The organism is Segetibacter sp. 3557_3 (assembly GCF_004354985.1).
GTDB lineage: Bacteria > Bacteroidota > Bacteroidia > Chitinophagales > Chitinophagaceae > Segetibacter.
Map to the genome: position 1 here is coordinate 365,725 of NZ_SMSK01000005.1, position 26,080 is coordinate 391,804.

Here is a 26,080-nt window from a genome sequence, read left to right on the forward strand (position 1 = left end):
CCAACATGCTATGGTTTAGGCTGCACCTCTCCTGCGGTTACGTAATACATCTTTTCTATAGCTGCTTTTTCGAATAATGCTTTTTGCTGTGTATTTACCGCTTGGTTCTTCCACTCATCGGTCGGTACAATTCTTAGCGCAGCTCCTGTGCCGTTTAATTGCAAGGGAAGGTTGAAACCCTTTACGCAATTGCTATAACGGTAGAAAACTTTTTTACCATCATTACTGAAATAGAAATCGAACTTAGGAATTTGGATCGTTCTCAGGTACTGGTCGTAAACCTTGCTGTAATTGAACCCGGCCTGTTTTGAGATATAATCCTCTACCTGTGCAGAAGTGACGGTTTGGTGATAAAAAGTTTTGTTAAGTCCACGAAGGATCTGCCTGAACTTTTCGTCGTTGTTCAGGCCATGCCTGATGCTGTGCAGCATATTACTGGGCTTGGGGTACATGTCGCCGCTGCCCTGGTCGTTAACATTGTAGTTTGGTATTACCGGGCGATCGTTGCGTATACCCCTGCGTATGCCTGCGTTATAAGCATTAGCCGCATCAACTCCAAAGATGCGATCAATAAAGAGGGTCTCGCTGTAGTTGGTAAAGCCTTCGTGTACCCACATGTCGGCGAGGTCGTTGGTTGTAATGTTATTGCCAAACCATTCGTGCCCGCTTTCATGTATGATGATGAAATCCCATTTCATGCCCCAGCCTGTTCCTGATCCATCCCTGCCGCGATACCCGGGTTTATAATGATTGCCATAAGATACCGCACTCTGGTGCTCCATACCGGTATGAGAAGTTTCGATCAGCTGGTAACCGTCTTCATAAAACGGGTAAGGACCAAACCAGTGTTCAAAACTGTTAAACATGTTGTGCACCTCGGGTGGCATGTACGACTTCGCCAAATCGAGGTTATAATCCAATACCCAATAGTTGATGTCGAGGTTACCCTTTTCGCCCTTGTAAACTTCCTTCCAATTGGCATACTTGCCAATGTATGGAATGATACAGTAATTACTAATTGGGTTTACAACGGCCCATTTGTAGGTTGCCGTACCATCGCTATTTACCTGCTTCGATTGCAGCCTGCCGTTGGCAATGGCCACAAGGGTATCGGGAACGATCATGGTGAGCGAAGCACCATTATCGGGTTCATCGCTTTGGTGATCTTTACAAGGGTACCAAATTGAAGCTCCAAGGCCCTGGCAGGTAACCGTCATCCATGGGCGTCCAAGTGAGTCTTTGGTAAACGTCCATCCACCATCCCACGGCGCTCTGATGGCCTCATGCGGGTTACCGGAGAAATACACATCTACCCTATTTTCAGAACCCTTCTGTTGCTTAGGCGCCTGTACATGCCAAACATCACCGTCTTTCTTGAATTCAAGTTTACGGCCGCCATTAAACAGCACGCTGTCGATATGTAATGGTTCCTGCAGGTCGACCTGCATAAAAGCCGGGTAGCTATCGCTGGTGACCTTATAAGTAATCGAGTTTTTTCCGGTAGTTGCCTTTGCCAGGTAATCGGGTTTAACCGTTATGTCGTACCTCAAAACATTCCACCATGCCCGCTCAGGTGTAATGGTGCCGCGAAGGGTGTCGGCCCTTGTAAAAACTTTCTTTTTACCGGCCACCTGGGCAGAACAGATGTTGGCGGCCAGTATACAAAAGCCTGCAAAAACAATAATTTTTTTCATAACTGGTATCTTTTAGTAGCGCTGCCTAACTGGTTGCACCGATTTCTTCCACGCCTTTCCGGGAACAACCTGCCGTGCAGCCCAGCTGTATGATTGCCCTCTTTCAACGGGTAGGTACTAGCGGCAAAATCCTGTCTGACCAGCTAAATGAGCCTGCTTTGTATTTCTTCCGGCAGCATTCCCGTGGTCCGGTTTTAATATGTACCCTACGTGCAGTATCCTGTACGAACTTAAAAACTTATTGGCGCTTGGGCTAAGCTGTTATTAATGGATTACTTACCAAATTTAACCCAACAACTAAAGCTGCTGAAATTAGCTGCTAACTTCGAAAAGAATAGCAGTGACAAGGCAAATCTTGTTTTAAATTTCAAAATAACATTCATATGCAATACCGATCATTCCAGGGAACAGCGATAGCTGAAATAGGTTTAGGAACATGGCAATTGGGCAGTGCAGACTGGGGGGTAGTAAACCACGAAGAGGCATATGCTATCCTGAAGAGCTATACCGATGCAGGCGGCAATTTTATTGACACCGCTGATGTTTACGGGATGGGGATCAGCGAAAAAGTAATTGGCGAATTCCTGAAGCAGAACAAAACCGAAGTTTTTGTAGCCAGCAAACTGGGGCGACGGGGTGATGGCAATAACGGCTGGCCGCAGAACTTTGATTACGATACAATGAAGCGTCACGTGGAGGACTCATTGGCACACCTTGATATCTCCCAACTGTTCCTGGAGCAACTTCACTGCATTCCTACCGACGAACTCAGATCGGGAAAAGTGTTTGACCACCTGAGAAAACTGCAGGATCAAAAGCTTATTAAACATTGGGGGGTAAGCGTAGAAACCACTGAGGAAGCGCTGATCTGTCTTGACCAGGAAGGGGTAGCATCGCTCCAAATTATTTTTAACCTGTTTCGACAGCACATTGCTGATGAAATCTTTGCCAAAGCGAAAGAAAAAGGTATAGCGCTTATTGTGCGCGTACCACTTGCAAGCGGGCTACTGACGGGCAAGTTCAACGAGCAAACCCGATTTGCGGCCAAAGACCACCGGAACTTTAATGCAAAGGGAGAAGCCTTTAATGCAGGCGAAACGTTTTCGGGGATTGATTTCAATGAAGGGGTGAGGCTTTCCAACGAAATCAAAAGCCTGCTTCCTGATGATCGTATGGCCCAGTGGGCACTCAGGTGGATCCTCGACCATCCTGAAGTAACTACGGTTATCCCTGGTGCATCAAAGGTATCACAGGTGCAAAGCAACGTTGCCGCTTCCGGCTTGCAGTCATTATCGGAGGAAATTCATAACAACTTACGCCGGTTGTACGATCAGCAGATTAAACCCATCATACGCGGACACTACTAATAATTAACCGATTTGTGTTATCAAAAATGGCCGTCCTTTTGAGACGGCCATTTTGTTAAGACACTTAAATACAAGATCGTTAGATAGGGTTAACCTTTAGTTTTTAAGCGTAAGACGGTTATGGAATATTTTGGAAAGATATAGTTTATCTGTTTAGCCGTCAACAAGTTAAGTGGCTTTTTTTTTGGAACATAACCGGTTGGCGAAGCAAATGAGTTCTCTACATTTAACGAATCTGTTTGCAGACTTATTGCTGCACCCGTTCCAGCCGGCGTAACCGGCCCATCAAAATTGATTGCGGTGTTGTAAGCTTCGTCGGAAGCATTTACCACCTTGATTATGAGATCGCCGGTCTCTTTGTCTCGCCCGGCAATACCAAGAATTTTCTTGGGCTCGGTATAGCTCATCAGGAGTTTGCCATCCAGGTAACAGTCTACTTTATCGAACCCAACTTCAAGGGTGATGTCGTACCAGCGCCCGATTTCGATCGGCTTGGGTAACCGTCGTTGGGCAGTAATATCGGTGACAGCCTCGTCATTGACCATTTCAAAAACGCAGTTGGCGTTTACATACGAGCCGATATGTGCCCGCATATGTTGACGGGGTCCCTGTACCGCAAACGGAATGATAAAGGCATTTGTTCCGGAAAGCTTGCGTGCTTTTAGCTTTAGGGTATACGTCTCGAAATTCCTGCCTTTTAAGATCATCAGCCGTTGTGCACCCTGGGCAGTCTGAGCCATCGCACTATCCTGAACTTTCCAGGTTCCGCGAATGGCTTGCCATTCTTCAGGTTTTTTAATGAAATCACTTTTATAAACCAGGGATCCCTTTTCGTAAACTTCGATGTCCTTGTATTCGGTTTGTGTATCCCATGTTGCGAGTCCGACACTTCCCCCGTTCCGGGCTTTTGGCTTTTCCGCTTCAAGCACCTTCAACGTCGTTACCAGGTTTTCGTCAGAACGATGCTCATTCATCATCCTGATGGTATAATACGATATCCTTGCAAAGCTCTTGTCCGCGTCGAAGTTGATGAGGTTCACCGGCCAATGCCGTGTATTTACATTTTCAAACAAGGGAGCATAACTCGACATTTTCACGAGGTCGCCATTGTTCTCCATACCCATGATATAAGCAGCATCATTCAGCGCAGCCAGCATGTTGCCCCGGCCCACGCCGGCATTGGTTGCGTATTCACCAACATATACTTCGTAATCGCCGCGTTTATAACGATCAAAATGATCATAGTTGTTAAATGCCCAATAAGCTGCTTTGTAGGCATGCTCATCGGCAATATCGGTGACTTTTATGCTATCGAGTGTGCGACGATTAAGATCGCCTATTCCCATACTTGAGATAATTTTCATCTCCGGGTATTTCCGTTTAATCGCCTCATGAAAACGGTTGTAGCGACGAGCATAAAAAGGACCATGCTGTTCGTTTCCCACTTCAAGGTACTTCAGAGGAAATGGTTTTGGATGCCCGTTAGCCGCCCGTACTTTACCCCACTTAGAAGTAACCGGGCCCACCGCGTACTCAATTGCGTCTAACACATCATCAATTACGGGTTGAAGGTTTTCATCGGGAATGAAAGTACCGGTTCTGAATTGACAGGAAACTCCTGCATTAAAGACATAAAGCGCGGAGGAGCCGATGTCTTCACAAAACTGCAGGTACTCGTGGTAGCCAAAGCCATCACTGGACCAGTATCCCCAGACACTAAACGTACCGGGCCTTTTTTCAACCGGACCGATAGATGTTTTCCAGTTTGGCGCACTTTCTACATTAATGCCTTCAACATAGCAGCCGCCGGGCCATCTTACAAAGGCCGGCTTCAAATCAGCCAGGTATTGGGCCAGGTCTTTACGCAATCCGTTTGGCCGGTTCTTAAAAGTATTCTTCGGAAAAAGGGAAACAAAATCAAGGCGCAAATGCCCGGTTGATCCAAACGTAAACGCAAATCGCGCTTTACCATCTGTAGCAGTGGGCGTCAGCTTGCAACTGTACTTCTTCCAGCCAGGTCCCAAACTTTTAAAAGTGTACGTGGCTATCCTGGTTCCCGTAGATGAAAGCAGCCCAACGGTAAGCGGACCTTTGTAAGTATCTGCATCAGCATAAAAGGAAAGGTTGTACTCCTCGCCTTTAATTGCATTGATTCCCCAAAACCCATCGTTTACCAGGTTATTTTTTTCAGGATCAAGCGAGCGTATATTTAAAACTAGGGCGTTCGGCGTTGCTTCATTTAAAGGCTTTTCCGTTGAAAGCGCCAGCTCTATACCCGCCTGCGCACCAGTATCGAGGCTCCAATAAGGCCACGGGGTTTTTACCGGCCATGGCATACGCCAGTCGCTTGCTTTTCCGTTGAGGTTATAGTGTGGATGTTTGTTGGGGTTGCCATTGAGGAAACCATTTTCAACCACAGCCCCGGGGGGCACCCTGCTTTCCTCGAAACCGCGATTTTGGATCAGTTCCCCATACAATCCTCCTTCACCGCCATGACTAATTTCTTCGAAGAAAATGCCGTGCAGGTTTGGGTCAACCGTATTCTTTACAGCCGCCGTATTGATCTGCATAACGGCGCGTTGCTGGGCACTGATTGTTTGTAAAGCCCCCACGATTATGCCTGCACTAACCAGGCATAACCATCTCTTGGAATTCATAGCCATTTTCGTAGTTGGGGAAATATTATTTCACGATCCACTCGTGAACACCGGCTGACTGTTTTTCAGGTAACTGAACTTCTATGCGTAGTGCAGTGGTGGTTACCGGCTCAAACTTTACCGTGTTGTATTTATCTTTTGCAATTTCATAATCGGTGCTGTTTTTAACCGGCACCCAGTTCTCCCCTTCCTTATACAATACCTTCCATGAGGCAGGAATGCGACATCCGCCAAACGGACCGTCATCAAACCAATACACGGATGATTCTGAAACCTTCTCGGCTTTTTCAAAATCGTATTGAATCCATTCCTTCGTATTATTCTTCGGCCACCAATGCAGGTACACCGCAGAATTGTCGATGGAGTTCCGGGGCTCGTATTGATCGTTCAGCGCAGTGAACATACGTTGGTTGCGAATAGAAGAAGAAACCTTGCTGCGCGATGCGATTGTTGGTGCTGGCTTAGGTCGCGCAGCCGATTCCATATAAGGTATCCAAACAACCATTTCGCCTGCACCACGGTTATTCCATGAGTAATATGGTATTGCGGTTACCTGTTGTTCGGTTTTCAACAGCCCATCGCTGTTGAGCTGTCGACGGGTGGAATTGCCCTGTGCCGATAATAGCAGTACCCCGTTCAAAAGGTCTTTATTGAAATCTTCTTTGATCTGGGCCTTATCGCTAACAACAATGTTTTGAACGGTTTTGTCGAGGTTATCAGGTCCTTCAAGACAATAAACCAGCGGCCCTTTTTGCAACGCAAAACGTCCCTTATCATCTTCCACCTTATCGTGGGCAAGTACTTTTTCAACCTCCATGGGAAGGTTTACCTCCAACTTGTCGCCCTTGTTCCAGCTTCGGTTGAAAACCGCATAACCTTTTTCCATTTTATACTGAACGGGCTTGCCGTTTAGCGTAATGACGATAGGCTTTTCACTGTTGTCGGCGAAACGATAAAGGTCGCCCGGTACGGCTTCCTGTTTTGCCCATCCCGGGATACGAACGCGCAAGGCAAAGGTTGATTTCTTTTGGGGATCAACTGCAATGAGGACCTTACCGTTCCATGGGTACTCCGTTTCCTGGTTGATTGCAACCTTGCCTGCAGGAAGGTTAATGTCTGCTTTGTTCGACACAAACAGGTTTACATAAAGGTCGTTATTGTTCTGGGCGTATACATACCCTGGTATCGAGGGCATGAAACGGGTTACATTGGAAACACAGCAGGCGCAGGCAAACCATGCACCGCGCTGGTGTTGCCCCATGGAGGCAAGTGGATTGGGGTAAAAGAAATGCGTACCATCCTGCGAGATACCCGAGAGCAGCCCATTGTATAGTACCCGCTCCATAACGTCGATGTATTTGGAATCCCCATGCATCAGGAACATCCTGCTGTTCCAATACACATTCGCGATTGAAGCACAAGTTTCGGCATAGGCCGACATATTGGGCAGTTGGTATGCCGCTCCGAACGCTTCACCCGCGCCGGTAGCACCGATACCACCTGTCAGGTACATCTTCTTTTGAACTACATCTTCCCATATATCATCGATCGCCTTAAGGTATTTTTTGTCGCCGGTTAACGCCGCAACATCCGCCATACCCGTGTACATATAAGCGGCGCGCACAGCATGACCCACGGCTTCGTGCTGGTCGGTAACGGGTTTGTGCGACTGGCTGTATTGTGCGCCTTTAATGTTGCCGTTGCCACGAACGTCGAGAAAGAATTTTGCAAGATCGAGGTATTCCTTTTTTCCTGTCACACGGTACATGCGTGCGAGCCCCATTTCTACCACCTGGTGACCCGGAAAATACTGCGCTTTTCCCGGACCAAAATCTTTCACCAGCAGGTCGGCATTTTTAATCGCGATATTGAGCATGTTCTTTTTACCGGTAGCAATGTAGTGTGCAACCGCAGCTTCGTAAAGGTGCCCTGCATTGTACAATTCGTGGCTGAGGTCGGGATCATTCACCCAGCGTTTTTCATGTATCCACGGATGAAGTTTATCCGGCTTCATTGTACGAAAAGTGTACAGGTAGCCATCCGGTTCCTGTGCATCGCCAATTAAGGTGATGAGGGTATCCAATGACCTTTGAAGACCGGGATTGTCTTTTACCTGTAGTGCGTATGAAGCCCCTTCTATCAGTTTATAAACGTCGGTATCGTCGAACGGAAATTCGGTGATTTTGCCGGGCGGCATTTTCCCGGCTGCTTTTTTAAAGTTGTCGAGCCGGCCCGTTTCCCTGCATTTTTGCAGCACATAGGGAATCGTGATATTGGTGTTCGTCTGGATTTTAGGCTCCCAAAAATGATCGTGCAGGTGAACTTTGGTAAAAGCAACCGGCTGAATGGGGTAGTCTTTATTTTGCGCCTGCAATGCTGGCGATAAAGCGGCAAGTACAATCGTGCCCACAATGGCTTTACATCTTTTCATAAACTATAATTTCTTACTCTAGAATTGGCTAACGCTAAACGTAATTGGTTTTTATGGTGACGGTCATCTGTTCTTTGGGCTTCATCGTTGCTACGTCCGCCCGGCTACCCATTCGGACGGGCTCGGTTCAAACGCAGTTTCTTAGTGCAGCGGGAAATTGCCCCCGAAAATTAGTGCTAAGAATTTGAAAGAATTACAACATTAAAGAATACATAACCGAATTGGTATTTCATCGCAGCCCTATTTACCAGTAATTGGCCAAAACCGTATATTTTCCTGATCTAAACCCGTGTGCCCATTAACCCTATGCGGTACAAGAGTGCGACGCAAGGATGTTCAACAGGAAAGCTTAAGCCTGGTCCAAAAAAAGTTCCGAGATAAGATAATCGTGCGTACTTGTGTTTATGCTGGTGATTCACCTTATTTTCTTGCAACAAAATTCATTCTCATCGTAATTACATAGGTACCTTTTACAGCATCATCGCCAGGTGCGGGCCATAACCGGAAAGTGATAACGGGATTCATATTAAGGTTGATATCGGTTGCTGCTGCCCGAACCCTGTAATAAAATACATACGAGTAAAGACCGCCTGAAACGTTTACCTGGGGATACAAGGGAAAAGTAGGCAAGTTGGGCGGATAACGGAATACAAGCGCCGTATCGGTTTTTTCTTCAGGATAAAACGGGGCATAGGTTCTGAAGTCAGGACGGTCTGCTCTTGGAACAACTTCACCTGCTTTGGGGTTAAAGGGCGTACCATTCTTATCAACATACCTGATTATGACTTTATTTTCGGTAGTGTTCGTTCTAACTATCGTAGTAGTAAAATTGGTTTGGCCGGTAGTTGTTTCTGAAGTCGTTGGAGAAGTTGTTACCGAGGAGGAAATAAGTTCATATGAATTGGCGGGGTTAATAATTCTAATAACACCAGCATTTAATACTTCGCGTTTGCCGGCGATATTAGATACCTCGATGTCAAACTCGTAAGTACCGGTGTCGATAGAATTTGTTGCGGGTGTAACTTCCAACCTACCGCCAATTGGGTTCACGGCAAAGCTGGGGTACATGGCTTTACTGATTTTAGCCGCGACCTGTTCGAGCGTTGTATCCTGCTGGTTGATTTCACCTTTGTAAATAGCTATCTCATATTTCTTTAACAGGATTGAGTCAGCATTTTGTTTTGTATAAAAGTTCCTGGTGCCCAGTAATTTTACATAGATCGGGTTTGTTGAACCGTCTACCAGGAGTGCCGCCGAAGTTGTAACCCTACCCCTTGCTGCGTTTAGTGTTTTAGGGCTGTAGACAATCACTTTGCTCAGGTAGCCCGCATCTGGTTTCTTACAACCAACGGTACCGGCAGCAACCACAAGGGCAAAAGATATAATTTTAAAGATTTTCATTCGTTGACGTTTAAGAACTTAAAAACTGGATGATCAAAATCTTGCAAAAGTGTGTTGGTTGCTTAAGACATGCAAAACCTGGTCGTACGCAGGATCTTTTGATGTAGATGATGGAAGGATTCCTGATGTTTGACACAAGACTTTAACATCAGCTTCGTTTGGCGGGGGAGTAACACCCGGGACATCCAAAGTACCCCTTACGTTTGTATAATATAATCCAAATGCCGGTGTCTGAGTCCAGCTTCTCAAGCCGCCGTCAGCATTGAGTTCCGCTATGGTAAACATCCTTTTTGATATACCACACTTAGTGTTACCCCTGCTTGTTGCTTCTTTTACCTCTGGTTCCATAACGGCATCAGCAAGCGTATACCTTTCATTGAAGAAATATTGCCGGACGGAATCGGCAGTCATGTCCTTGTACAGGCTATCCAGGGAATACACTTTAGACTCATCGGAAAGCCGTAGAATGCTCTGCCTGATGTCCATATACCTTCTGATTGAATAGTCGGTTACAGCAAAGACCGTTTTAGACGACATCAGTTCGTCCTGGAGTTTAAACCGGTCAATCACCAATAAAAAGGTGTCGAATAACTTGTATTGATTAGACTTCAGGTAATCATAAGTGTTCAATGGCGTCTGGGCACTGTGCAAACCTCCGTCGGTTAAATAATCGTTCTTTTTGCAAGAAACTGCGACAAATGCAGCACAGAACAGAAGCAGGAAAATTTTTATATTATGTGTCATGGAGTATACTTTGGAGTTTACATTTTATCTGCCCAGTAAGGCGTTTGTGTCAATAGTGGATTTTGGATGATCAGGGAAGGATCAATGGGCCAGATGTACTTGCCCTGAGCAAATTCCGATGACGTGATACGGGGTGTTGAGCCTGATCCAAACTTGAAAATGTTTTTCTTTTTAGCTAACCTGACAAGATCATAATAACGATGGCCCTCCAAAAACAATTCCCTGCCGCGTTCATCAATGATCGCCTCGAAAAGATCAGCATTGGTAGCAGTAGAAGCGCCAAGGCCGGCAATGTTGCGGATTTCGTCGAGAATTACCCTTGCCCCGCCGGGGTTTCCAAGCGCCTCAAGGGCTTCGGCTCTGAGTAACTTAATATCAGCAAGGCGAAACACCACTATATTGTGCAAAACGACCGGTGAGGTATTGTTTACCGCGGTATACGTAACATTATCATTGAGGTATTTTAACACGACGGGGTCGGTCGTATTCATCAACGCAAAGCCTCTTCTTGCCCGAAGATCGTTGGTTGTATCTGTGTAATAACGGGTCAACAGATTGACGGGATCCAGTGGCATTTGGGTATTACCCGTGTTGCTCAGCAAGTATGGAGACTTTGAGGTGCGTGTGCCAATTCCGGTAGCATAACCTTCATTGGTTTTATTCTGTGAAATCTCGAAGATCCCTTCAATACTCTGCCCCTTGAAGATTGTGGTAAAATTCGAACGGGGAACAAAAGCATACCCTCCTTTTAAAATCACGGAGTCAGTAGCGGGCGCAGCTTTGTCGTAAGCACCACGCCATGCATGAATGTGTGCTAATAATGCGAAGGCAGCGCCACGTGTTGCCCGTACCGCTCTTTCCGCAGCAACGGACGTCCAGGTAAGCATTGGCATTGCGGTTTCAATGTCCTTGATCGCCTGATCAAGTACCTGGTTTGCCGGAGTGCGTGGAAGCGGTTGCCCCAACACAGGATCTGCAACGGTTTCAAGTACAAGGGGCACATCGCCCCAGATCCTTAAAATGTAGAAGTAAGTAAATGCGCGTAAGAAATATGCCTCTCCTAATATTCTTTGCTGGGCTGCCGCAGGATTCGATGAAGTATAGGCACTTAGTGGTATGGTAGGTACAAATTTCAGCACCCGGTTTGCCTGGTCGATAACCCGGTAGAAATTATCCCAGCGACGAACCCTGTACATCATTCTACTGTCGTTGGTTGCGGCGGTAGATGAAACAGATATCTGCAGGTTCATCTGGTTAATGTTTGCATAATCTTGCTGGTTTAAGGGCTGGGTCGCTGAGAACTGGTCGGTAGGCAGATCACCCCACGCATAATGTCCGACACCTTCAGGATAGTTAATGGCCGTTCTTAACAGAGCGTATGCACCGGTTATTGCAGAATTTGCCTCTGCTTCATCCTTCCAGAAATTAGCATCGGTCATAGTGTTTCTTGGCTCTTTATCGAGCAGCTTCTTACAGGAGCTCCCGAAAACCATTGACAAACTCAACAAAAATATGGTCGTATATCTTTTCATATTAGTACTGCTTAAGCTTCTTGTTGATTAGAAATTAATTTCGAGGCCCAATGTCATCTTCCGGGGTAAAGGATAATCGTTCCCGTTTGAATAACCATCAGGAGAAACCGGTTCAGGATCCGGAACCGTGGCGTTTGAATAAACCCAGATATTGTCAATTGAACCGTATAGCCTTACCTGTTTCATTTTAATGCGATTAGAGATCGCTGGCGGCAAAGTATAGCCAAGCATGATATTCTTCAGCCTGAAGAATCCTGCATCCTCAACGTAGAATGATTGCGCAATATGCCATTTATCGACATTGTTCACGAGCAAACCTGGATATTGTGCATCGGTTACACCCGGGAACCAGAATTGGGCACCGCGAAAATCTGATGAAACGGCAGAGGTTGGTCCCCAGCGCACGTATGGGTTGGTGTTACCCGCATCCTGCATCTTATCAGAAACATAGCCGTTCCACAATTTACGGCCGGTAATAAAGTTGCAGAGCACCTGTAAACTGAAGCCTTTGTAGTTCAGGCTATTGATAAATCCACCTGATAACCTGGTGTTCGGATCGCCCATGTAAATCCTGTCAAAATCATTGATCTGGTAGTCGCCATTAATATCGCGACGGGCCGGGTCGCCTGGTGAAAATGAAGGATTGGTGTTTATGGTAATCCTGCGTCCTGTTAATGGATCTACGGGAATGTCACTCATGCTATTATAGATCCCCGGCACGTCCCAAACATAGAACTGGAACGCTGGTTGACCAATAGTAAGCACCCGCCGTAACCACGGCTGTCCAAATCCGAAGTCGCGGTTGTCGTAAGGGAGTTTAACGATGAAGTTCTGGTTGTATGCAAGGTTTAAAGTGGTGGTCCACTTAACTCTTGATTGACGCGCCAGGTTTTGGGTTGTTAACGTTAATTCAACACCCCTGTTGCGAACGTCAACGTAGTTGTTTCTCGCCTGTACAAAGCCTGTTGTCACCTGTACCGGAACGTCAAAAACGAGGTTTTTGTTATCTCTTGAATAGGCATCCGCAGTGATACTGATCCGGTCTTTAAACAAGTTGAGGTCAACACCAATGTTGGTTTGGGGAGCGCTCTCCCACGATATGCCGGGAACCGCAGCGGTAGCACCATAGTCTGGGTAAGCTGATGTAACCCCATTGTAGGTAAGATTTGCACCACCGCCCGCACCGGTTGATGAACCATTGTACCCGGAATTGTTAGTTAAAGCGATATACCGGCCATAGTACGAAATAGGGTCACGTCCGGTAATACCGAAGCTTGCACGAAATTTCAGGAAGTTAACCACCTTAGCTAATGGTTGGAAAAATTTCTCATCAGAAACTACCCAAAGAGCTGAAACTGCCGGAAAGCTTCCCCAACGATCATCAGCACTGAAACGTGATGACGCTTCCCTTCTGAAGCTCAGGTCCAAACCATATTTACCTTTGTAATCATAGTGTACCCGGGAGAAATAGTAAAAACGTCCTCTTTCTTCCATATTGCTGTTACCGCTAAGGTTTGGTCCTGAGGGAACACCTCGCACAACCACAATTGAATTAGCTGCAATATTATTTCCGCGCAGGAAGGTGCTGTTATTTACAGCTTCTTCTGCACCCTGGCCCAGGAGAATACTTGTATTATGATCGTTCTTAATTGTCTTATTATAGGTAACGAAGTTTTCATTTTCCCAACGTCGGCTGTTTGAAACGCTGCTGGTTGCATCATTTCTCAGGTTAGGATTTACTGACCTGTGTTCAAGGTAATCGCGCCGGTTGATATTAAAGTTGTATGACATTGAACTGGTCAGAATAAGGTTGTCGGTAAACTTATAAATCGCGCGGGTATTACCATTTAAAGCGGTAGAGCGGTCGTCGTCATACACCTGGTCGTTGCGACCTGTATAGTTCATCATGTCTTTCTCAGACAATTGCCAGAAAGAGGAAGGGAAACCCCATACATTGAAGGGATACCTTGAAAAACCGGTATTGCCCGGACCATGTTTTGTTTTCTGAAAATTCAGGAAGAGGTCGGTTGTAATTTCAAGCTTATCGGTTGGCTTTGCCGAGATAAACAAGCGGGGCGCTGTTCTCTGGAAATCGTAACCGCGCATAACCCCGTCTTCGTAGTACCGACTGAACGACAACCTGTACCCGAACTTATCAGTGGCTTGCGCAATGCTTGCCTCAACGTTATTGATCATGGCGTTTTTGAGGAACAAGCCCTGCCAGTCGACGTTATTATTGAAAGCAGGATTTAAACTATCGGTAAGTAGCTGGCTAAGATTCTGCATCCCGGCGTAACTACCATATTGTGTAAGGATATCCATCTTTTGCTGTCTTTCGGCTGCCCCAACAATCATAGGTTTCATCCTTGGCTTGGTACTTATGCCTACGTAAGAGCTCACCCTGATCTGCGGAACCCCACCTTTTGGCCTCTTGGTTCTTACGATGATTACCCCGTTACCGGCACGTGAACCATAGATTGCAGAAGCAGATGCGTCTTTTAATATGTCGATGGACTCGATATCATTTGGGTTGATGGATGCGAGCGGGTTCATTGCGGGGCCTGCATTGCGCTGATCACTTACGTCGAATACGATACCGTCGATCACGTAAAGGGGTGCACTAATTGCATTTGGATCGGTAACAGCAGAACTACCCCGGATATTTACGATGTTATTGGCACCCGGCTCTCCGGAGATGTTCAACACGTTAAGTCCGGCGACACGCCCCTGAAGCATCTGGTCAAATGTTGGATAGGGCATGTTTTCTATATCCTTACCTTTTACGGTAGATATGGCTGCACTGGTGGTTCTTCGTTGTACACTCTGGTAGCCAATTACCACCACATCATCCATTGCCTTGTTTGATTCTTCAAGCGAAATATCAATGGCCTTATCGTTACTTACTTTTACTTCCGACGAAGCGTAGCCCACAAACGTAACGACCAAGGTAGCATTGGGTTGAGCGGCTATAGCAAATTTACCCTCTGCATCAGTTGTGGTACTTGCTTTACCATTCTTTACCTGCACGGTAGCGCCTTCAATCGGCCTGCTTTGCTTGTCGAGCACCCGCCCTGTTATTTTGCCCTGGGCAAGCGCGGAAAAGGAAGACAAAATGCTTGCTACAACAATCAGGACTTGTAGCAGGTGTCGTGAAAATAGGTGACCTCTTTTTGTCATTGCATTTAATTTAGAGTTGATGGTGGGGCAAAGTAATCTGCTGTACCAACTGCGTACAGGGTGGTGCTTTGGTAGCTGATAGACACACCAGGAAAGTCGTCCGGCTATCACAAACATTGGACGTATTAAAGCCTCTTTTTACCGGGAATTGTTGGAGCTTGTAAAGCGCAACTATACACCTGTATAATAGGACTTTACCGATTTGTTAACTTTTATAAAATTATTGGGGTTATATCAATCTCTCTTTGCAATATTTAACCGGTTGTGAACAGATTGTATCCATGCAGGTGACGGATTGTCAATTCTCATGGGCGCGTTAGGCACCACCACTTTGATAACACCTAATTCCTGTTCACCTCGCCTTATCCGCCTGAATGGAAAGTCGCAAAAACGTGGCCCCAACTGAATTATATAGACTAATACGCTGAATGGCAGCAGGGTACAACCGCCCAACCTCTATGTATGCCCGGTCTTTGTGAATGGTTAGCTGGGTATTATACAGCGGGTAAGTTGTGGATACATTTTTCAACAATTCCTATTAGCATATCAACAAATTCCCAGGATTGCGACATTTGGTCAGGTGATTGCTATGAAGGAGCCTTCTATTTTTGCTAGACAAACACCGATAAACGGGTACCTTCCACCTGTAAAAAACCTGAACAAGCAAGCACATTTTCTTTCCCGGAAAGCTTTAATGCAGATGTTTAATTTTTTATTAACGAATTTGATCATATGGCATTGATATTGCATTCTCGTGTGCGCCAACCATTTCCCGAATACTCAACCTTTCACCACGCAATTATGCGAAAACTTTACAACCGGCTCGGTATCAGCATTGTGACTTTTATGTGCGCAATCTTGCTGATTACCAGTTCCTCTGTTGCTCAACAAAACACCGCACCATTTTACATTATCCTGGGTGAGTCAAACGCAGGTTGGACACCCATTAACCTGATGTCGCCTCAGCAGGCAGCCGTTTACGCCGGCACTGTGCCCCGCACAACCATTTGGAACCCCGGGCGGGGCGGTTTTAGCGCTAAGCTCGAGCCTATGAATGTAGGAGTGAATACGATGTGCGAAAACTTTGCAGATCCTACACAGTTTGGCCCCGAAGCTTCTTTCTTTAAAGCATTACAGGACCAATTGCCAAGGCAGCGATTCATATATAAGCAGGGACAGGCCAACTCATCCCTCCTGATTGACTGGAAACCCGTTCCGCTATACACGGGAGGAGACGGCACCAGGTTTTCACAATTATCACAATGGCTCCCAATGGCCGTGGCCCAGGCAACACAACAGGGTTATAAACTTGACCTCAGGGGTGTTATCTGGATTGCCGGAGAAAATGACGCCAAGATCGGCCGCCAGGAGCAGGCAAGTGCTTATCTGAAAGGTTTATATGATTTCTTTAATGGTTTCGATGCTTTATGGCAGGGCATCGTTCGTCAATACAACCTTCCCAATACATCATACAAAAAAGTAATTGGTCGCTTATACGCGCCGGGAGAGTCATTTCCCTACCGAAACCTGGTTCGACAAGCACAAATGGATTACTGCGCTGTTCCTGCAAACAATGCTTTGTGGATCGATACCGATCGCTATCCCCTATTTGACTATGCGCACTATGATGCAACAGGGATGATCCAGTATGGATGGGACATCTTTAATGCCCACCGTTTTGAGACTTCTCCGGATTTATCCAACCTTGTATTAAGCCAGGGCACACTAAGCCCTTCTTTCAACCCTTCTATATCAGCGTATACCGCGCAGGTCCCTTCACAAGTTGCGAGTATTTCAGTTTCGCCAACACTGGCTGATCCCACATCATCTGTAGCTGTAAATGGCTTACCTGTCGGAAGCGGCAATTCTTCGGCTCCGATTCAATTGAATCCCGGCTATAATACCATAAATGTAACGGTAACTGCCCAGGATGGTTCCACCAAAAATTACACAATTACTGTCGAAAAAGCGGCGGCACCGATATCTTCCAACAACAACCTTTCGAACCTGCTAACCAGTGCTGGCGCACTTTCGCCCGCGTTTAGTGCAGGTATACTTTCCTACACCATAAATGTTGGAAGTAATGTAAGCGCAATTTCAATTACTCCAACTGCTGAGGACCCTGCTGCAACAATCAGGGTTGAAGGCATGGGAGTTGCAAACGGAGGAACTACAGCGCCAATCGTGCTTAATACTGGCGCCAATACCATTACAACCGTAGTCACCGCGGCCGACCAGTCCATGAAAGGATATACCATTACCGTAAACAAGGCCGCACCAGTATCATCCAACAACAACCTCTCGAACCTGTTCACCAGCGCAGGCGGACTTTCGCCGGCATTTAATGCAGGTACACTTGCCTACACCATAAATGTTGGCAGTGAGGTAGCCACGATTGCTATAACCCCAACAGCTGAGGATCCTTCAGCAACGATCAGGGTTGAAGGCATGGGGGTTGCCAGCGGAGGCACTTCAGCACCAATAGTGCTCAACACCGGTACCAATACCATTACAACCGTGGTAACTGCGTCGGACCAGGCTATGAAAGGTTATACGATTACCGTAATTAAGGCCGCACCAGCATCATCGAACAATAACCTTTCTAATCTGACAACGAGTGCAGGCGGAGTATCTCCGGCGTTTAACGCAGGAATAACCGACTATACCCTTAATGTTGGAAATAATGTTGCGTCAATTTCGGTAACCCCAACGGTGGAAGATCCCGGGGCAACAATCACCATTGATGGCAGCCCCGTGGCAAGCGGAGGAACTTCAGCTCCCATCAACCTAAATACCGGCAATACTACCATCTCGATTGTTATCACCGCTCCCGACCAGTCGTTAAAAGGTTACGCAATCATCGTCAACAGGGCAGCACCGGCATCATCGAACAATAACCTTTCTAATCTCACAACCAGTGCAGGCGGAGTATCTCCGGCGTTTAACGCAGGAATAACCGACTATACCCTTAATGTTGGAAGCAATGTTGGATCCATCTCGGTAACCCCGACCGTTGAAGATCCCGGGGCAACAATCACCGTTGATGGCAGCCCCGTGGCAAGTGGAGGAACTTCAGCTCCCATCAACCTAAATACCGGCAATACCACCATCTCGATTGTAATCACCGCTCCCGACCAGTCGTTAAAAGGTTACGCAATCATCGTCAACAGGGCAGCACCGGCATCATCAAACAATAACCTTTCTAATCTGACAACGAGTGCAGGCGGAGTATCTCCGGCATTTAACGCAGGAATAACCGACTATACCCTCAATGTTGGAAGCAATGTTGGATCCATCTCGGTAACCCCGACCGTTGAAGATCCCGGGGCAACAATCACCGTTGATGGCAGCCCCGTGGCAAGTGGAGGAACTTCAGCTCCAATTAATCTAAATACCGGCAATACCACGATTTCGATTGTTATCACTGCTCCGGACCAGTCGTTAAAAGGTTACGCAATCATCGTTAACAGGGCAGCACCGGCATCATCAAATAATAATCTTTCTAATCTTACAACGAGTGCAGGCGGAGTATCTCCGGCATTTAACGCAGGAATAACCGACTATACCCTCAATGTTGGAAGCAATGTTAGATCCATTTCGGTAACCCCAACCGTGGAAGATCCCGGGGCAACAATTACTGTTGATGGCAACCGGGTAGCAAGCGGAGGAACGTCAGCTCCCATCAACCTAAATACCGGCAATACCACGATTTCGATTGTGGTGACCGCGCCAGACCAGTCTACAAAAGGTTATGCTATCACCGTTAACAAGGCAGCAGTTGTAAATGCCAACAACAACCTTTCAAACCTGGCAGTAAGTGCAGGTAGTCTGTCGCCCGCCTTTAGCAGCGGAACAACTGCTTATAATGTAAGTGTTGGCAGCAGTACTGGTTCTATTACCATTACACCAACCGCGGAAGATCCGGCAGCAATGATAACTGTTGATGGCATTGGGATCGCAAGCGGAGGCACATCAGCCCCCATTACCCTGAGTCCCGGTAATAGAACAATCAATATCGTAGTGACAGCGCAGGATCAATCTGTAAAAACCTATTCCGTTACCGTCAACAAAGCCGCTGTTGTAAGCTCAAACAACAACCTCTCTAACCTGGTGCTTAGTGCAGGTAGTGTATCGCCTTCGTTCAGCAGCGGAACAACAGGTTACAATGTAAGCGTTGGAAGTAGCACCGGTTCTATTACCCTTACACCAACCGCGGAAGATCCGGCAGCGACGATCACCATCGACGGTACTCCTATTGCAAGCGGAGGCACATCAGCCCCCATTACCCTGAATACCGGTAATAGAACAATCAATATCGTAGTGACAGCGCAGGATCAATCTGTAAAAACCTATTCCGTTACCGTTAACAAAGCCGCTGTTGTAAGCTCAAACAACAACCTCTCTAACCTGGTGCTTAGTACAGGTAGTCTTTCGCCAGCTTTCAGCAGCGGAACAACAGGTTATAATGTAAGCGTTGGAAGTACCACTGGTTCCATTACCCTTACACCAACAGCGGAAGACCCGGCAGCAACGATCACCATCGACGGTACTCCTATTGCAAGCGGAGGCACATCAGCCCCCATTACTCTGAATACCGGTAATAGAACAATCAATATTGTGGTGACAGCGCAGGATCAATCTATAAAAACCTATTCCGTTACTGTCAACAAAGCCGCTGTTGTAAGCTCAAACAACAACCTCTCTAACCTGGTGCTTAGTACAGGTAGTCTTTCGCCATCTTTCAGCAGCGGAACAACAAGTTATAATGTAAGCATTGGCAGCAGCACTGGTTCTATTACTCTTACACCAACCGCAGAAGACCCGGCAGCAACGATAACTGTTGATGGCATTGGGGTCGCAAGTGGAGCCACATCAGCCCCCATTACCCTGAATACCGGCAATAGAACAATCAATATCATAGTGACAGCGCAGGATCAATCTGTAAAAACCTATTCCGTTACCGTTAACAAAGCCGCCGTTGTCAGCTCGAACAACAACCTCTCGAACCTGGTGCTTAGTGCAGGTAGTCTGTCGCCCTCGTTCAGCAGCGGAACAACAAGTTATAATGTAAGCGTTAGCAGCAGTACCACTTCTATGACAATCATCCCGACTGCTGAAGATGCAGCCGCAAGAATAACCGTTGATGGTAATCCCGTTGCAAGCGGAGGCACATCAGCCCCCATCAACCTGAATACCGGCAATAACACGATTACCATTGCTGTAACTGCACAGGATCAATCGGTAAAAACCTACACGGTGCGGGTGTCCAGGACGGCTGATCTCAGCAATAATAACAACCTGGTTAACGTGCTCCTTAGTGCGGGAACATTGTCGCCTTCATTCGCCGCGGCACAAACAAGTTATACGGCTGGTGTTGGAAGCAGCGTAGCGTCAATCACCGTTACGCCAACTGCGGAACATCCACGTGCAAAGATCACGGTAAACGGGTCGCTGGTTTCAAGCGGATCGGCATCCGGACCTATTACGCTCAACACCGGTAATAACACGATCAACATTGTAGTTACTGCCGAAGACCTTTCGACGAAGTCTTATACAATTATCGTGAACAAGGCTACGCCACTTTCGTCGAATAACAACCTGTTGAACATTACCTTAAGCCAGGGTGTTCTTTCACCATCGTTTTCGACTTCAGTACTACTCTATACGGCTTCGGTTCCCGCTACTGTATCAACATTAAGTGTAACAGCTTTAACGCAGGATGCTAACGCAAGCATGACCATAAATGCTTTGGGCCTCGTTAGTGGAAATGCATCTGCCCCAATAAACCTGCTGCCGGGCGCCAACGTTATCACCATTATTGTTACAGCACAGGATCTGAGCATCCGTACTTATGTAATTACGGTTATGAGAGCAATCGTGCAAATGGGTGCGACAATCCCTGACATGTATGCGGTTAATCCGGGTGGAAGTGCAAATACCATATACCTCGGTTACGGGCCCTCTACCTTAACACTCACGGCACAGCCAAATGGCGGCCTTGGCGGAAACACCTATAAATGGTCCACAGGTGCAACTACCCAATCAATAGTGGTTAATCCAAGTAAAGAAGGCACATACAACTACACCGTCACGGTAAGAGACAACTTCGGCAACACTGCTACCGCAGTTAAAAGCATAAAGGTCATCGACATTACCTGTGGAAACAACAAGGTTGCAATTTGTAAATTCGCAAACGGCAACTCCGGCGTTAGCAACAGCCTGTGCCTGTCGTCAAATGCCGTAGAAATGCAGCTTGGTAATGGGGCAATGCTCGGCGCCTGTCCCGGCCAGCCAATTGACCGCATAAACATCGGGGCCCAGATCTCAGGATTGCCAACAAGTGTAACAGGCAATGCTGTTCAGGAGTTCAACAACAATAGCGTATCGGTAAGGTCGTACCCCAATCCGAGTACCGGAATGATTACCGTATACCTCGATCAAATGGATGTGAAAACAGCCGAAATCCAGATCGTTGATAAGAATGGAACAATCGTCGCCCGGAAAAAATGGAACGGGTCTAAATCAGGCAACACTTTCGACCTGACTAACCAGGCATCCGGAATGTACCTGGTCAAGGTGATTACCAACCGGGGGGTTGAAGTGAGTAAAATTTCGCTGCAACACTAGCAGGGCAGTTGAATACCGGATCGCTTCTTTAAGGTGTGATTCTTATCTAAATAAAAAAGGGTGTGGCAAACTATAATGGTTTGCTACACCCTTTTTTTTGGCGTAAGTTTTAAGCTCTTTTAAGTGCCTTCAAAACGGTTTTGATACAATTGAAGGATCTTACCTTAGGCTTCTTGCTTTCAGGCCAGGCGATATAACCGCCATCTTTTGTCTTACCGGTAATTCCCGACTGTTGCTCAGGCTTAGGAGTAGCGATAAACCCACCCCTTGGATGATAGCCTGAAATCGTGTGAACGGGTTTCGTTCTCTTATATAATGTGTTCATGTGATAATCTTTTTTGGGTACTGGATAACTATTGTTTAATGCTTGATGCAAGCAGGGTTGTACCAAAACCCATCAGCGCGATAACCGAAAAAGCTACTTGCATACCTGATAGTTGAGAAATGAAGCCGATAACCGGTGGTCCTATCAGAAACCCAAGGAAACTGATGGACGAAACTGCTGCAAGAGCCGCACTGGTTGACATCGTTCCGTTTTTAGCGGCAAGACCATAAACAATGGGCACTACCGACGAAACACCAAATCCAACCAATAGAAAACCAACAGTAGCGGTTACAAATCCAGGCAGTAAGATGGCAATCATCAGACCTCCTGCTATCATAATCCCGCTGGTCTGCAGCATCCGTTTCACATTGAAGCGGGTAACCAGCCAGTCACCAACAAACCTTCCGGTAGCCATTGTACAGGTAAAAGCCACGTAGCCAACAGTAACCAGCGATACCGGCGCGTTTACAACCTTCTCAAAATATACTCCGCTCCAGTCTGCCATTGCACCCTCGCAAAGCATACAGCAGAAAGCGATCAGGCCCAATATAAGGATCTGTTTATCCGGCCGGGTAAACAGGCGGCCACTGCTACCATCCTGCTCATCCGTGGGTAAAGCATATTTAAATGCAACAAACACCATCAATGCGCTGGCTGTAGCAATAATGATAAAGTGAACAAGTGGACTTATTCCGTTAGAAATAAAGAAAGTGCCTGTTACTGCACCGGTAAACCCGGCAAGACTCCATAGTCCATGAAATGAGGCCATTATCGAACGGCCATATAACTTTTCAACTCCTACAGCCTGTGTATTCATAGCGATGTTCATGAGGTTCGCCCATAAGCCAAACAGAAACAAGCCAATCACTAACTGCCAGGTTGCTGTTGAATAACCAAGCAATATCAGGGTTGTGGGATACAGCAGCGCTGCGGTTATAACTACGTTACGGCTGCTGAACCTCGAAATCAGCCATGCCGATAACGGCAGGCTGATCATTTGGCCAACTGGTAAAGCAAATAATACCACTCCCAAACCGGCGTCACTTAAACCCAAACTGTTTTTTACATCCGGTATCCGGCTTGCCCATGTTGAAAAGGTAAGCCCGGCAATAAAGAAAAAAATACTAACCGCGATCCGGTTCACGCGGTAACTAAATGGTAATGCGATGTTCATAATAATACTTTAAAAACCCCTGGTAGCTTCCTTCCAGGTATAAAAATTGCCTGCTACGGAATACATAGCAGGCAATCGTATATTCGTTTAATCCGCTCCGGCTTAGCCGGAACATCCGTTTTCATATGATTTTAAGAGCCGTTATCAAATAATTCTAACCGCTTTCCCGGCTTCAAGAATAACCGGAACTTCCCGTAAATGATCAGAGGATACAAAAACAAGCGAAATATCCTGATCGTTAACAATTGCTTGTACACTATCCACCACCTCGGTGTCTGGAAAAGTGTGTTGAAGGTGAGTTGGTGCCGCCTTGGTGGAATGCACCTTTTTCCAGTGAAACTTTTCAATTTCGTTGTGAACAGAAGTTGCAAAAAACTCCTCTTTCATACTACAGCCAATTACTCCTGCTGTGATGTTAGTAACCATACTCAAAGTTTTAATTCAATAAAAAACCAGCCACAAAGTTATAAAAACTTGTTTAATCGATTAAACATAATCGAAAACTGTGCCAACACATCATTCCAATTATGAAGGACACTGACCTGATCCATGAGCAAACCGGGCTAAAGCATCTACGATCAACATTTTACGGCTGCCTCTTTGGTCGGTTATCAAAGCCCTACATTTGTCAGAAAGTTAACTTGACCTGAAGATTACTGCCAGATGAAGAAGAAAACCTCGTTAAAAGATATCGCTGAGCGCGTAGGAGTTTCTACAGCCCTGGTTTCTTATGTCTTAAACAACCAGAAAGAAGGAAGGATCGGCAAGATAGTTTCCGAGAAGATCAGGAAAGTTGCGCTGGAGTTAAACTATCGTACCAATCATGTTGCCCGAAGTCTTAAAACAAATAAAACCTTTACCATAGGATTGATTGTGGCGGATATTTCAAACGCTTTCTCCGCCAGCCTGACCCGCATTATTGAAGATGCTGCCGAACGCAGCAACTATACGGTGCTTTTTGGAAGTTCAGATGAAAACACCGCCCGTTCTACCAAACTCATCGACATCCTTTTAAACCACCAGGTAGATGGCTTCATCATTTCACCGACGGAGCACTCAGAAGGTGAAATTGTGTATTTGCAGGAAAATGAAGTTCCTTTTGTCATGATCGACAGGTTCTATCCTGATGTTGCCGCAAGCTATGTTGGTATCGACAACCATAAAGCCGCCTTCACCGCAGTTGCCCACCTGTTGGAAAACGGATGGCGCCGGGTTGGCATAATCACCTACGATACTCCGCTCTACCATCTGCAGGAACGTACCAGGGGATACCTGAGCGCACTCAACCAACATGGGATCATCGTAAATCAGGATTGGATAAAGAAAGTTGGGGTTTATACAACTGGAAACGAAGTTCACCTTGCACTCGATCAGCTGCTTCACCTACCCGAACCCGTTGATGCAATAGTGTTTGCATCAAATACCATTTCTACTTTCGGACTTAAATACCTGAACACTTCTCAGGTACGCGTTCCCGATAATGTGGCGATCGTTTCATTCGACGAGTCCGACGCCTCAGAACTTTTCTATGCGCCACTTACACACATCCGGCAGCCACTCAAAGAGATGGGAGAACTTGCAACAAAAATCCTGCTCGATAGCATCGAGAAAAATGGGGGCATACAACAATTCAGGCTCGAAGGCACACTCGTAGTACGAAAATCGTCCATAAGGCAAGACCAATAAAACTCCTCGCAAATGGTGATTGTTCGAGGAAATGGCGCCCTGTTCCATCTAAATATACCGACAAGGATTTTTGGGCAGCATACCCCTAGTACGTCCCGGGGCTTTGGTCGCGGCTATCCGTTGCTACTCCGCCGCAGGCCTACGCACAGCGCCTTCAGCGGGGTATCCACTTCTATCCGCCTGCCTTCAACAGGCTAACTTTTCCGGGCTAAAATCAGCGGTGAAGCAAGTTCCACCCGCCGCTAACCCAACAACGTTTTGTATTAAGGGAAAACGACAATATCAAGAGGAGCGATTAGCTCACTTGTGTACGAGATGCTCACCTTGAAAATTCCTGTAGCAATTCTTTTTCCTTTTTACTTAGGCTGCTCATCCCCTTTGTGTGGATCTTTTCAAGCACCTGGTCCAACTCTTCCTGCTTGTTGCGCTTACGCATGTTATACTTGTCTTCAACCGTGAGTTGCCGGCGTTTACGAAAAAAAAGATTGTCGACCAGGAGGAGCGAAGGTCTTTTTACGATGATATAAAGGAAGACAATCGCGGGAACCGTCAAAATGAGTATCGTTGGGAGATTATTGGACAGTGCCGAAGGATGCAGCAGAATAGCGACCAGCATACCGGCTAGTGCACCTCCCAGGTGAGCGTCGTGGCCGATATTGTTAGACCGGGAGCGGATGCCATAAATGGAAAAAAGGATAAAGGCTAAACCAAAAAGCCACCCCGGCAATGAGATCGGAAGCAAAAACAATCCCATCTTCATACCCGGAAACAGGGCGATAGAACTAAACATAATACCGAAAACAGCCCCGGATGCACCTACGGATCCATAAGAACTGTCGTTTTTATGGATTAACAGGCTGATCAGGTTCCCTCCAACAAGCCCCGCGGTATATAAAATCAATACCTCCCCGGTTCCAAGTGAAGCTTCGAGCGAAAGGCTAAAGAAGTACAAAGCCAGCATATTGAAGATCAGGTGCATCCAACCCACGTGCAAGAAGCCGGAGGTAAAAAGGCGCTTGTAGTCTTTATAAACCGTTACCTGTTCCACCTCGAAACGGTATTTAAAGAAAAATGAAGTATCCTTAAATCCCCGGTAGGAGAAGAAAACGTTGGTTACAATCAGAAGAAATGTCAGCACTCCAGGCGTATTCATTGAAGTAGTCGTTCTTTTTCACCTGAAGTTATCAAAATAATCAGATTGGAATGACAGATTATAAGAGTTAGTAAATATTTAAGCAAAGCTAATGTGGTGTTTACGGAAAACA

At 46.4% G+C, this 26,080-nt stretch carries 14 protein-coding genes; 3 read left to right on the top strand and 11 right to left on the bottom strand.

What is annotated here, in order from left to right; translation table 11 throughout:
- Positions 1 to 8 precede the first annotated feature (8 nt).
- Positions 9 to 1,694, bottom strand: a complete 1,686-nt coding sequence (locus tag EXU57_RS10970; RefSeq protein ID WP_133268244.1) for a M1 family metallopeptidase — start codon at positions 1,692 to 1,694, stop codon at positions 9 to 11.
- 383 nt (positions 1,695 to 2,077) lie between these two features.
- Here EXU57_RS10970 and EXU57_RS10975 point away from each other — a divergent pair, with 383 nt between their 5' ends.
- Positions 2,078 to 3,061, top strand: a complete 984-nt coding sequence (locus EXU57_RS10975; RefSeq protein WP_133268245.1) for an aldo/keto reductase — start codon at positions 2,078 to 2,080, stop codon at positions 3,059 to 3,061.
- A gap of 89 nt (positions 3,062 to 3,150) precedes the next feature.
- Here the strand turns inward: EXU57_RS10975 and EXU57_RS10980 are convergent, their stop codons facing one another.
- The 6 genes from EXU57_RS10980 to EXU57_RS11005 form a co-directional block, all read right to left on the bottom strand.
- Complete coding sequence (locus EXU57_RS10980; RefSeq protein WP_165958106.1) at positions 3,151 to 5,718, bottom strand: alpha-L-arabinofuranosidase C-terminal domain-containing protein; 2,568 nt, start codon at positions 5,716 to 5,718, stop codon at positions 3,151 to 3,153.
- A 25-nt stretch (positions 5,719 to 5,743) separates the two neighbouring features.
- Positions 5,744 to 8,149 (bottom strand): beta-L-arabinofuranosidase domain-containing protein, encoded by a 2,406-nt coding sequence (locus EXU57_RS10985; RefSeq protein ID WP_133268247.1) that lies wholly within the window; start codon positions 8,147 to 8,149, stop codon positions 5,744 to 5,746.
- Positions 8,150 to 8,569: 420 nt separating this feature from the next.
- Positions 8,570 to 9,550, bottom strand: coding sequence for a hypothetical protein (locus EXU57_RS10990; protein WP_133268248.1), 981 nt, complete (start codon positions 9,548 to 9,550; stop codon positions 8,570 to 8,572).
- 33 nt (positions 9,551 to 9,583) lie between these two features.
- Entirely contained in the window at positions 9,584 to 10,294 is a 711-nt protein-coding gene (locus EXU57_RS10995; protein WP_133268249.1) for a hypothetical protein, read from the bottom strand.
- A 17-nt stretch (positions 10,295 to 10,311) separates the two neighbouring features.
- Positions 10,312 to 11,826 (bottom strand): RagB/SusD family nutrient uptake outer membrane protein, encoded by a 1,515-nt coding sequence (locus EXU57_RS11000; RefSeq protein WP_133268250.1) that lies wholly within the window; start codon positions 11,824 to 11,826, stop codon positions 10,312 to 10,314.
- Positions 11,827 to 11,853: 27 nt separating this feature from the next.
- The gene (locus EXU57_RS11005) at positions 11,854 to 15,003 is read right to left on the bottom strand and encodes a SusC/RagA family TonB-linked outer membrane protein (protein WP_165958107.1); all 3,150 of its coding nucleotides are present in this window, start codon (positions 15,001 to 15,003) and stop codon (positions 11,854 to 11,856) included.
- Between the two features lie 801 nt (positions 15,004 to 15,804).
- Here EXU57_RS11005 and EXU57_RS11010 point away from each other — a divergent pair.
- Positions 15,805 to 21,630: a cadherin-like beta sandwich domain-containing protein gene (locus EXU57_RS11010; protein ID WP_165958108.1), complete on the top strand. Its 5,826-nt coding sequence runs from the start codon at positions 15,805 to 15,807 to the stop codon at positions 21,628 to 21,630.
- Positions 21,631 to 21,739: 109 nt separating this feature from the next.
- Here EXU57_RS11010 and EXU57_RS11015 read toward each other — a convergent pair whose 3' ends face one another.
- From EXU57_RS11015 to EXU57_RS11025, 3 genes are all read right to left on the bottom strand, one after another.
- Entirely contained in the window at positions 21,740 to 21,955 is a 216-nt protein-coding gene (locus EXU57_RS11015; protein WP_133268253.1) for a hypothetical protein, read from the bottom strand.
- Between the two features lie 28 nt (positions 21,956 to 21,983).
- Entirely contained in the window at positions 21,984 to 23,129 is a 1,146-nt protein-coding gene (locus EXU57_RS11020) for an MFS transporter (protein ID WP_133268254.1), read from the bottom strand.
- 144 nt (positions 23,130 to 23,273) lie between these two features.
- Entirely contained in the window at positions 23,274 to 23,555 is a 282-nt protein-coding gene (locus EXU57_RS11025; protein ID WP_133268255.1) for a hypothetical protein, read from the bottom strand.
- Positions 23,556 to 23,792: 237 nt separating this feature from the next.
- On the opposite strand from EXU57_RS11025, the gene EXU57_RS11030 reads away from it, so the two are divergent.
- Positions 23,793 to 24,815 carry a LacI family DNA-binding transcriptional regulator gene (locus EXU57_RS11030; protein WP_133268256.1) on the top strand — a complete coding sequence of 341 codons (1,023 nt, stop codon included), beginning with the start codon at positions 23,793 to 23,795 and terminating at the stop codon, positions 24,813 to 24,815.
- 319 nt (positions 24,816 to 25,134) lie between these two features.
- On the opposite strand, the gene EXU57_RS11035 is transcribed toward EXU57_RS11030, so the two are convergent.
- Positions 25,135 to 25,968 carry a rhomboid family protein gene (locus EXU57_RS11035; RefSeq protein ID WP_133268257.1) on the bottom strand — a complete coding sequence of 278 codons (834 nt, stop codon included), beginning with the start codon at positions 25,966 to 25,968 and terminating at the stop codon, positions 25,135 to 25,137.
- Positions 25,969 to 26,080 lie beyond the last annotated feature (112 nt).

Excerpts from the sequence above, each read along its gene's own strand:
- EXU57_RS10995 (WP_133268249.1), bottom strand. The coding sequence starts at position 10,294 with ATGACACATAATATAAAAATTTTCCTGCTTCTGTTCTGTGCTGCATTT.
- EXU57_RS11035 (WP_133268257.1), bottom strand. The coding sequence starts at position 25,968 with ATGAATACGCCTGGAGTGCTGACATTTCTTCTGATTGTAACCAACGTT.
- EXU57_RS11020 (WP_133268254.1), bottom strand. The coding sequence starts at position 23,129 with ATGAACATCGCATTACCATTTAGTTACCGCGTGAACCGGATCGCGGTT.
- EXU57_RS10985 (WP_133268247.1), bottom strand. The coding sequence starts at position 8,149 with ATGAAAAGATGTAAAGCCATTGTGGGCACGATTGTACTTGCCGCTTTA.
- EXU57_RS10975 (WP_133268245.1), top strand. The coding sequence starts at position 2,078 with ATGCAATACCGATCATTCCAGGGAACAGCGATAGCTGAAATAGGTTTA.
- EXU57_RS11000 (WP_133268250.1), bottom strand. The coding sequence starts at position 11,826 with ATGAAAAGATATACGACCATATTTTTGTTGAGTTTGTCAATGGTTTTC.
- EXU57_RS10980 (WP_165958106.1), bottom strand. The coding sequence starts at position 5,718 with ATGAATTCCAAGAGATGGTTATGCCTGGTTAGTGCAGGCATAATCGTG.
- EXU57_RS10970 (WP_133268244.1), bottom strand. The coding sequence starts at position 1,694 with ATGAAAAAAATTATTGTTTTTGCAGGCTTTTGTATACTGGCCGCCAAC.
- EXU57_RS11025 (WP_133268255.1), bottom strand. The coding sequence starts at position 23,555 with ATGGTTACTAACATCACAGCAGGAGTAATTGGCTGTAGTATGAAAGAG.
- EXU57_RS11015 (WP_133268253.1), bottom strand. The coding sequence starts at position 21,955 with ATGAACACATTATATAAGAGAACGAAACCCGTTCACACGATTTCAGGC.
- EXU57_RS10990 (WP_133268248.1), bottom strand. The coding sequence starts at position 9,550 with ATGAAAATCTTTAAAATTATATCTTTTGCCCTTGTGGTTGCTGCCGGT.
- EXU57_RS11030 (WP_133268256.1), top strand. The coding sequence starts at position 23,793 with ATGAAGAAGAAAACCTCGTTAAAAGATATCGCTGAGCGCGTAGGAGTT.
- EXU57_RS11005 (WP_165958107.1), bottom strand. The coding sequence starts at position 15,003 with ATGACAAAAAGAGGTCACCTATTTTCACGACACCTGCTACAAGTCCTG.
- EXU57_RS11010 (WP_165958108.1), top strand. The coding sequence starts at position 15,805 with ATGCGAAAACTTTACAACCGGCTCGGTATCAGCATTGTGACTTTTATG.